General features: G+C 67.7%; 8 protein-coding genes and 1 pseudogene. 2 read left to right on the top strand and 7 right to left on the bottom strand.

The window, feature by feature from the left end; translation table 11 throughout:
* The 7 genes and pseudogenes from ABZ484_RS37800 to ABZ484_RS37770 all read right to left on the bottom strand — a co-directional run.
* Nucleotides 1-93: pseudogene (locus tag ABZ484_RS37800) on the bottom strand (GntR family transcriptional regulator); the annotation flags it as partial.
* Between the two features lie 484 nt (nt 94-577).
* Nucleotides 578-1,033 (bottom strand): type II toxin-antitoxin system HicB family antitoxin, encoded by a 456-nt coding sequence (locus ABZ484_RS37795; protein WP_358870485.1) that lies wholly within the window; start codon nt 1,031-1,033, stop codon nt 578-580.
* Nucleotides 1,030-1,242 (bottom strand): type II toxin-antitoxin system HicA family toxin, encoded by a 213-nt coding sequence (locus tag ABZ484_RS37790; protein ID WP_358870484.1) that lies wholly within the window; start codon nt 1,240-1,242, stop codon nt 1,030-1,032. The genes ABZ484_RS37795 and ABZ484_RS37790 overlap by 4 nt, the downstream gene beginning before the upstream one ends.
* Before the next feature lie 190 nt (nt 1,243-1,432).
* Nucleotides 1,433-1,825, bottom strand: coding sequence for a hypothetical protein (locus ABZ484_RS37785; RefSeq protein ID WP_358870483.1), 393 nt, complete (start codon nt 1,823-1,825; stop codon nt 1,433-1,435).
* 134 nt (nt 1,826-1,959) lie between these two features.
* On the bottom strand, nt 1,960-2,883 hold the full coding sequence (locus ABZ484_RS37780) for a ParB/RepB/Spo0J family partition protein (protein ID WP_358870482.1): 924 nt from the start codon (nt 2,881-2,883) through the stop codon (nt 1,960-1,962).
* The gene (locus tag ABZ484_RS37775) at nt 2,880-4,022 is read right to left on the bottom strand and encodes a ParA family protein (protein ID WP_358870481.1); all 1,143 of its coding nucleotides are present in this window, start codon (nt 4,020-4,022) and stop codon (nt 2,880-2,882) included. The genes ABZ484_RS37780 and ABZ484_RS37775 overlap by 4 nt, the downstream gene beginning before the upstream one ends.
* 164 nt (nt 4,023-4,186) lie before the next feature.
* Entirely contained in the window at nt 4,187-6,190 is a 2,004-nt protein-coding gene (locus ABZ484_RS37770; RefSeq protein WP_358870480.1) for an acyl-CoA dehydrogenase, read from the bottom strand.
* Between the two features lie 403 nt (nt 6,191-6,593).
* On the opposite strand from ABZ484_RS37770, the gene ABZ484_RS37765 reads away from it, so the two are divergent.
* Nucleotides 6,594-7,277 (top strand): ScbR family autoregulator-binding transcription factor, encoded by a 684-nt coding sequence (locus ABZ484_RS37765; RefSeq protein ID WP_358870479.1) that lies wholly within the window; start codon nt 6,594-6,596, stop codon nt 7,275-7,277.
* A 135-nt stretch (nt 7,278-7,412) separates the two neighbouring features.
* Nucleotides 7,413-8,648 (top strand): cytochrome P450, encoded by a 1,236-nt coding sequence (locus ABZ484_RS37760; RefSeq protein ID WP_358870478.1) that lies wholly within the window; start codon nt 7,413-7,415, stop codon nt 8,646-8,648.
* Nucleotides 8,649-8,770: the final 122 nt, after the last annotated feature.

The following is an 8,770-nucleotide window of genomic DNA, read 5'->3' as shown; positions in this document are numbered from 1 at the left end:
CTGGCCCGTCCGGTCCAGGGAGTGGCGGGAGAGCAGCAGCATCGGCAGGCCCACGTCGGTGCCGAGCAGGCCCGCCTCGCGCGGCGTGGCCAGGACCCCGGAACTCCGTTCCGGGGTATGGAATTGCTCCGCAATTCCGGCCAGGAATTCGCTCCACGAATTCCTGAAAAGCGCGGCTAGGCGGGTGGGGTCGGTTCGAAATAATCCGCAGAGAAACAGGCCACTGTTGCGGTGCCGGCCTCTGTTAACATCGCTTTGATTCGAACTGACAGTCAGTTCCGAACATTTAAGTTGTCTATCTTTCCTGTCTTTCAAAGAACTCTATTTTTCCATCGGTACGTTCACTGGCACCAGTTAAGTTGATGCTGTGTCAGTTTTCATGCTTGGCAGTCCTCTGCGAGGCGCTCTCCCCGGTCGGTTGAAGGCCGCCCGCAGTACCTCTCGTTCGACCTGGCTCAGCGGACTCAAGAGGGTGCATAGGGGGCGCGGTGCACGCTGCCGGGTGGGGATCTGTTCCGTACTGGCCAGCGGAATACCACCGCGTCGGCGGGGAGGACTCTCGCCGGGGCAGGGTGCGCTAGACCGATGTCTTGGTGCGTCCCGTCTTGCGCTGCGGCTGGTCCTTTGCTCGCCTGGGTTGGGCCTTCGCGTTCCTCGGTTCGTCCTTCAGGAGCTGGGAGACGCGCTGGAAGGAGAGCCCCAGGATGCGGCCGGCGTCCCGCTGGCTGAGGTGCCGGGTCAGCGTGGAGGCGGCGCGCTTCATCACAAGCCGTTCCCTCTCCTCGGCCTCCGCGCGGGCCTTCCGGACCGCGGCGGCTTCCTGGAGAATGGCGCGCTCTTCCTCGCTCAGCTCCGGCTCGACGGACACGTTGAACGTGTCGGGCTCGACGTCGAGCATGACGGCGATCGCCTCGCGGACGGCTTCGTCTGCCTGCTCGAGACGCTTGGCCTGGCTGAAGACACCCGGCAGGTCGGGGACCTCGAGGGCCCACCAGTCGCCGGTTCTCCGGGCGACTACGCGGTAGGTGCTCACCGCCACCATCCCTTTCCAAGTTCGGGTTCGAGCGTCTTGCAGATGTTCTCAGCGGTGATCTCGTTGACCTCGCTGTGCTTAGGGATCACGACGGGGGTGTTGCCGCAGGTCCACGTCTGGTGGCTGCCTCGTTGGCGCAGCATCTCGAAGCGGATGCCCTTGGCCTTGGCCGCGTCTCTGATCTTCTTGACCAGGTCCCTGTACTTCATGAGTGTAAGTCTAGTGAGGATAGAATGGTCAAGTCAAATCACACTAGACTACCTGGGCGCCTCCGACTACTCGCTGGTGAGCTCCCCACGCAGCGCCTTCCGCACCTGCTCCCCACTCAATCCGATCGCCTGCGTGATCGTCTCCCGGTCGACGCCGCGCGGCGAGCGACCAGTGCAACGGTCGCAGAGGTCACAGCGGAACGATCCACACACGCCCGGCCGCAACGAACAGAGCGGCGACAGCGCGGACGATATCGAAGACTCCGAAGGCAGCAAGGTCAAGCTCTCGGTTTCGTCGGACATCGAATACCGGTTGCGCGCCAACGAGCAATGCGCAGACAGGGACCAGCCATGTCTGCCAACCGACCGCTCCAGGAATGATCAGTCCGGCGCCCACAGCCATCTGGTAAAGGCCTACGAGCTTCACATGGGGTTTCGTACCATCACCGACGCCGAAAAGCATCGCCAGCTCGGGGCTGTTCGTCGCGGCGAAACCCGGGCTGCCCTTCACCACATTCGTGAAGCCGATCGTGAAGATCTCGAACGCGAGCAGACTCTGCACGACCCACAGAACGACGTTCATCCACCCCCCAACATCCAAGCGGACGCCGACGGTCGTCATCCGACCGCCCCGATGACATCGTCCACGACCCACCTCCGACAAATCTAGAGGTGGTTCACAGGTGCCAACAAGCCTGTCCAGGTGTGCGTCGGCTGTCAGCTGATGAGCAGCGCAACGAGGTTTTCGAGTTGCTCCGCGGTCAGGCGTCTCTTCAGGTCTGCGGCAAGCACCGCCAGGTCCTCCTCCTGGGTTCCGCTGGTTACCGACTCCTTCCGAGGTGCCTTGGCGGCGGGTGCCGGCGGGGTGCTTACCGGGTAAGCACTGGCCGGCTTCTGCTGGGGCTCCTTCTTCTTCGCGCGTTGTGCGAGTGCTTCCTGGGCAGCGCTGTGCTGTTGCTCTTGAGGCAGCTGCCCGACTGTGCGGGCGATCTTCACAGGGAGTGTCTTGTCTTCGAGCGCCTTCTGGAGCTCTGGGGTGAGCTTGAGCAGAGCCAGGCGCTGGGTCACCCATCCGCTGGACTTGCCCAGCGCTCGGGCCACGGCTCGCTGTGACCCGTGGACCTGGACAAGACGTTCGAGCGCCTTGGCTTCGTCCAGGGGCTCTAGGTCTTCGTGCTGAACAGCGGCGGTGAGCGCGGTTTCCAGCAAGGTGTCGGCGTCTTGGGCGAGGGAGTCGTCGAGATGGACGGGGACATCGTCAAGGCCGGCAAGTTCCGCTCCTGCGAGGCGGCGGTTGCCGTCGACGACAACGTACTCCGCGTTGCCGAGGGCATGCTCCTGGCCGGGGTGGGCCTGGAGGAATGCCCGGCGAGTCACGACCGTCAGGGGTTGGATGATGCCGCGTCCGGTGAGGCTGTCGGCCATGTCCTCGATGGACTTGACCTCGACTCGCGGGTTGTAGGGGTTGCGCACGAGCTGCTGGATGCGGAGCCGCGGAGTGTTGGTGGCGGTCGCTCCGGCGGCGGATTCCTCCGCGGTGTTGTGGCCGGCAAAGGCGGCAAAGGATGCGGCCCGACTGCTCATTGGCTGGGCCACGGCGTCGAAGGTGGCGGATCCGCCCAACGCGTCGGCTTTGCTCACGCGAGCCCCCTGGCGATCTGACGCATGTGATGAGCCTGGTCGGATTCGGGTGCGTAAGCCAGGAGTGGCTTCTGAACGCGCACAGCCTCTCGTTGCTCCTTGAGGTCGGGGACCACAGCGAGGACCGGGGGAGTGCCGAGGGCCTTCCACTTCTCCAGCGAGGAGGTGGCGATGAAGCCGCGGCGCGAGTCGTACTTGTTGACGACCAGGCCGAGTTGTTCGACTTCGATGTCGTAGTCCTTGGTGAGTGATGCGACCTGGTTGATGAGCATGCCGTAGGCCTGGGCGGAGGTGTCCTCGGCTTCGACGGGGATGACGAGGCCAGACCTGCCGGGCTTCTCACCGTCGCGGCGGCGTCCGTAGAAGATGCCGGCGTCCATGGCGAGGCCGAGGCTTGGCGGCGAGTCGATGACGATGACGTCGAAGTGCTCCTCGAGGGGGGCCAGGGCACGCTCAAGTGCCGCATGACGAGGACCACGGAAGATGGTGAGGCCGGAGTCGAGGAGGAAGGCGTCGAAGGCGGCAGGAAGGATCCGCAGTCGGTCCTCGAAGCGCGCTCCGTCCATGGCGACGGTCAGGTCGAGCAGGGGCTGCTTGGCCTGATCGCGATTGAGCATGTGAGTGACCAGGCTCTCCTGCCCGGCCGGGATCGCCTTCAGCGCCAGTTGGTGGGAGAGGTGGCCTTGCGGGTCGTAGTCGACCAGCAGGACGCGGTCGCCTTCTTCCGCCAGGGCCTGGGCAAGGCCGGCGGACACGGCGGTTTTGCCTACGCCACCCTTCTGGTTGCAGACGATGAGGCGGCGTGTGACGGCGGGTTCGTCGCCGGCTGGGTTCTGCTCCAGCCACAGGACGACGGCCTGGGCGAGACCTTGGATGTAGGAGACGCCGCGGGTGCCGCAGTCCTGCCTGAAGGTGTCGTAGAGACCTTCGGGGAGCCAGGTCCCGAAGGATTCCGCACCGGCTGTGTCGACGGGGGGAAGTTCCTCTGTATGAGCCTGCCAGGCCAGGATGCCTGCGGTTACGGCGTCCTGGAGGTCGGTGTTGAGCTGCGCGGCCCGGACCTTGAGTGCCTGTCGGAGCGAGGCGGGCAGCTTGGACACGAGCTTCTCCCGCTCACCTCCGGGGTTCGGAGATGCCATGCGCGGCAGCATACTGCCGTCAATGATCGAATCCAGTCAGGCGAGGCTGATGCTTCGTCTGCTCGGGCGTTAGCTCCTGCAAGTGGGGTGCCGGCTTCTGCCGGCTGGCAGCGGACGACGGCTGCGGCGGGGGAGCGGAGTGCGTCCCCCGCGTGTCCGTGGGCCTATTCGGCGATGTCCGCGTAGTCGGCGAGCGGGACCCGGCCGCTGTTCGCGATCGGAATGGCGTCCAGGTACTCCTCGGGGAGGTCGAAGGCGTCGACGAGCGTCCTCATGTGGGTGGCGAGGCCGTCGACGACCGTGTCGATGACGACCGGGAGTTCGCGGACCTGGTCGGCACTCATGTGCCCCTCCATCAGCAGGTCGCCGGTGTGGCTGCGGATCTGCTCCAGCAGGAACAGCAGGCACAGTCTGTCCAGCAGCTCCCGTGCCTCGGGCCGTAAGCCCTGCTCCGCGGCCTCGAGGAAGGCGTCGGCGGCCCGCAGCCTGGCGTACACGGAGACCATCTCCAGGGCCGGTGACGACGCCCAGTTCCATCGGGCCACCGGGTCCTTGGCGGGTCCGCGGCGCAGCGCGGCCCGCGCCCGCTTTCGCCAGATGGCCTCGGCCTGCGCCAGCAGGGAGCGCACGAAGCGGGGGTCGGTCATGTCCCCGGGGCCGTCCGGCGAGGTGGTCCGGGGCTGGGCGGGCTCGCCGGCGAAGAGCAGCTCGGCCGCCGCCTTGGACCAGATCACGAGGTTGTCGCCCTCGGCGGTCACGGTGCCCTCGACGTAGTCGGGGAAGCCGGCGAGTCCGTTGACCGCGAACAGGCCCTGTGCGCCGCAGCGTTCACGGCATTCGGCGGTGATGGCGCGGGCCTGCCAGGTGATCCATCCCTTGGCGACGGCCACCAGGCGCTCGGCCTCGTCGCGGGTCTCGGCGGTGTGTCCCGTCCAGGCGGTCACCGCCGACCGGTGCAGGAAGGTCATGGCATACGCCGTCGCCACCGACCGGAGGAGCCGGCCGTGGTGGCTGCGGTGGGCGTTGACCGGGATGCGTTCGCCCGCCTTCGGGCCGGCCACCCGGCGGTGCTCGCCGTAGCGGACTGCGATGGCCAGTGCGGCCCTGGAGGCGCCGACGGCCGCGCCGCTCATGCACATCTTGCCCACGGTGACCCGGCCGATCGACCGCAGGAATCGCTTGCGGCGGTTGCCCAGGGTGCTGGTGAGGGTGCCGTCGTGGCCGAGCCGGCCGTGCTCGCCCTCCAGGAGCGCCTCGCGTGGCAGCCGTACGTGGTCGAAGGCGGTCAGGCAGTGGTCGACGGGAGCGCCGGGACGCATCGGCAGCCGGCGTACCCGGACTCCCGGCAGCAGGCCGTGCTCGTCGCTCAGCGGGGTCAGGAACAGGTACACGCCCTGGTCCTGGCCGTCGGCGATGAGGCGGGCGGCGACCACGGCGCTCTTGGGGCCGCCGGTGGTGCTGGTGTTGGGCATGAACTTCTGTGCCCCGGGGTGCGGGGTGTGCAGGGTGAACCCGCCGCCGTCCTGGTCGAGTTCGGCGGTGGTCTCCAGCGCGGCGCTGTCATTGCCGTGGTCGACTTCGGTGCACAGGAACGTGCCGATGCGTCGCATGGACGTGAACTCGGACAGATCCCGGTGTTCTGCCGCCTCATGGTCGAGGAGACTGCCGAGGAAGAGGTTGTAGTGGATGCTCGCCACCGTGCACAGGCCCCCGCCGCCGTCCACGATCGCGGTCCACTCGTGCAGGCTCGCCAGCAGGCTCGGGTCCGTGGCCAGGCTCTGGGGTTCCCCGATGGTGTCGTTGACCAGCCGCAGCCACTCGTAGGACTGTGCCGCCTGTTCGGCGGGAGAACGGCCCGGACGATGGCGAAACGTTTCGTTCCGGATCAGTGTGCGCCAGCGGTCGTGGACCTGCTCGCGCTCGCCGTCCTCGCCGAAGAGCAGCCGGGCCAGGTCCTGCGCGGGCGTGGTGTCGATGGTGTCGATGGTCTCGAGGCCCTCGAAGGCGAGGGACTCGATCGCGCTCAGATCTCTCAGGTGATCGGCACTCAGGCGGTCGGTCCGCGGGCTCTCGCCCGGCAGTTCCGTTCTCAGTGGCTGATCCGTCGCTTGGCCGGGATCGCCGGAAGTGGCGGTCCGTATGCAGGGCTGGGTTGCCAGAAGGGCCATGACCCTCTCCCCCGTCAGTCGCAGATCCGAATGGGAAGTGCAGGACCCAGAAGATACGGACCTACCGGTTTCCTTATCAAGTCACGTAACGGTAAAGCGCGAGCCGCCGACAAGGGATCTTCAAGTGTCCACCTGGGCTATCCGTAGCGGAATATCCGATTCTGCGGCATCGTGATCGAGGTCTGCCGGCACGGCACGGGTGCTGTCGAGCGAGATAAACCGCGCGCCAGGTTTCCTTGACCAACCAGCCGTTCACCAGACTATTCCGCATTTATGGAAAAATAGGACATTCCCAGGCGCCTTGCAGGCATGGTTGATCGCGCGGGGCCGGGGGTGGCACAATACAAACCTGTCGGTTTATTTTCACTAGGAACTGACTGGAGCCGATGCGGAGGTGAAGGCCATGGCGCTGCAGGAACGGGCCATCAGAACGAGGCGGACCATTCTCGTCTCCGCCGCCGCGGTCTTCGCCGAGGTGGGCTACGAGGCGGCGACGATCTCGGAGATCCTCCACCGGGCCAGCGTCACCAAGGGGGCCCTGTACTTCCACTTCGCCTCCAAGGAGGAGCTGGCACAGGCGGTCCTGGCCGGCCAGTTGGAAGCGATCCCGGCTCCGCCGCAGCAGGAGCTGATGCTCCAGCAGGGCATCGACGAGGCCTTCCTGCTCGCGCATCTGCTGTCGGTGGGGGATCCGATGGTGCAAGGCAGCATCCGCCTGACGGTGGACCAGGGGGCCCCGAGCGACGGCCTGGACCGGCAGGTGCCGATGAGCGGATGGATCGGGCACAACACCGAGATCCTCGGCAAGGCGAAGGAGAACGGCGAGCTGCTGCCGCATGTCGATGTCGCGGCGACGGCACGGATGTTCGTCGGGGCGTTCACCGGCGTGCAGGTGCTCTCCAAGATCATGTCGAATCACGCCGACCTGCCGGAGCGCGTCTCGGACCTGCAGCGTCACCTGATGGCGAGCATCGCGGTCCCCGCGGTGCTCATGCAGCTCGACACGGCTGCCGACCGGGGCGCCCGGGTGTACGCGGCGGCACTGAGACTGCGCGAGGCCGCCGAGCAGGTGCCGGCCGCCGACTGAGGGCGGCCGGGAACAGAGCCACAACTGAACAGTCGTCGGGGGCGCGACCGCGTGCGCCCCCGGAGGGGGAGGGCCGGGGACCCGCCTCCCCTGGGCACGTGCCACCGGTGCAAGACCGACCCAGGGAGTGCGACGATGAACACGACTGCTGTCTGCCCTTACGCCTTGGACGTGACCGGGCGGGACCTGGCGGGCGAGGCCGCCAGGCTGCGGGGCCAGGGACCCGCTGTCCAAGTTCAGCTGCCCGGAGGCGTGATCGCCTGGGCCGTGGTCGGACAGCGGTACGTGGAGCGGCTGCTGACCGACTCGCGCGTCTCCAAGGACGCCCGCCGGCACTGGCCCGCCTTCATCGAGGGCCGCATCACCGAGGAATGGCCGCTGTATCCGTGGGTGGCCAACGAGAACATGCTGTTCGCCTACGGGGAGCACCACGCGCGGCTGCGCCGGCTGGTCGCCGGGGCGTTCACCGCGCGGCGCACCGAGGCGCTGCGCCCCCGGGTCGCCGCGATCACGGCCGAACTCGTCGACGGCCTCGCCGCCCTGCCGGCCGACACCCCGGTCGATCTGCGGACCGCCTTCGCGGAGATCCTGCCGATGCGGGTGATCTGCGAACTGTTCGGAGTCCCGCAGGGGGGACCGACGGACGCCCTGTGTGCCGCGCTGCACAAGGTCTTCAGCACCACCCTGCCCGGACAGGAGATAGAGGCGGCGCGGATACAGGCCTTCATGCTGCTGTCGCAGCTGGTGCAGGCCAAGCGGGCCGAGCCGGGGGACGATCTGACCAGTTCGCTGATCGCCGCCCGGGACGACGACGACCGCCTGAGCGAGGCGGAACTGCTCGGCACGCTCTTCCTGATGATCGCCGGAGGGCAGGACACCACCGCGGCGCTGATCACCAACGCCGTCGGTGCGCTGCTGCGCCACCCGGACCAGCTGGAGCACGTACGTGCGGGCCGGGCGAGCTGGCAGGACGTGTCGGCGGAGACGATGCGGGTGCACACGCCCGGCGCCTACTCGCCCATGCGGTTCGCGGTGGAGGACATCGACCTGGACGGTGTCCTCATCCGCAAGGGCGACCCGATCCTGGTCTCCTTCGCCGCGGGCGGCCTCGACCCCGAGCGCTACGGCCCGGACGCCGACCGGTTCGACGTGCTGCGCACCGGGCGCGACACGCTCGGATTCGGGCACGGCACGCACCGCTGCATGGGCGCGCCGCTCGCCGAGGTGGAGGCGACCGGGGCCTTCGCGGCGCTCTTCGAGCGCTTTCCCCGGATGCGACTGGCCTGCGCTCCGCAGGAGTTGGAGCCGATGGCCAGCTTCCTGATGAACTCCTACCGCGCCCTGCCGGTGCTGCTGAGCCCGCACGACTGAGGCGGGCGTGACACGAGCGGCGGGACTCCGTCCGCCCCGGGCCCGGGGCGGACCGGTGCGCGCGGGCCGGAGTGATGCCGGCCGGGCCCGTGCCGCACACGTATCGCGCGGCCTGTTCCACG

The sequence above is a fragment of the Streptomyces sp. NPDC006393 genome (assembly GCF_040628575.1).
GTDB lineage: Bacteria > Actinomycetota > Actinomycetes > Streptomycetales > Streptomycetaceae > Streptomyces.
This window is presented reverse-complemented; position numbering and strand designations above follow the sequence as displayed.

Bases quoted from the DNA above. Each gene is read 5' to 3' on its own strand.
- ABZ484_RS37790 (WP_358870484.1), bottom strand. From the start codon at position 1,242: ATGAAGTACAGGGACCTGGTCAAGAAGATCAGAGACGCGGCCAAGGCC.
- ABZ484_RS37785 (WP_358870483.1), bottom strand. From the start codon at position 1,825: ATGAACGTCGTTCTGTGGGTCGTGCAGAGTCTGCTCGCGTTCGAGATC.
- ABZ484_RS37775 (WP_358870481.1), bottom strand. From the start codon at position 4,022: ATGGCATCTCCGAACCCCGGAGGTGAGCGGGAGAAGCTCGTGTCCAAG.
- ABZ484_RS37770 (WP_358870480.1), bottom strand. From the start codon at position 6,190: ATGGCCCTTCTGGCAACCCAGCCCTGCATACGGACCGCCACTTCCGGC.
- ABZ484_RS37765 (WP_358870479.1), top strand. From the start codon at position 6,594: ATGGCGCTGCAGGAACGGGCCATCAGAACGAGGCGGACCATTCTCGTC.
- ABZ484_RS37760 (WP_358870478.1), top strand. From the start codon at position 7,413: ATGAACACGACTGCTGTCTGCCCTTACGCCTTGGACGTGACCGGGCGG.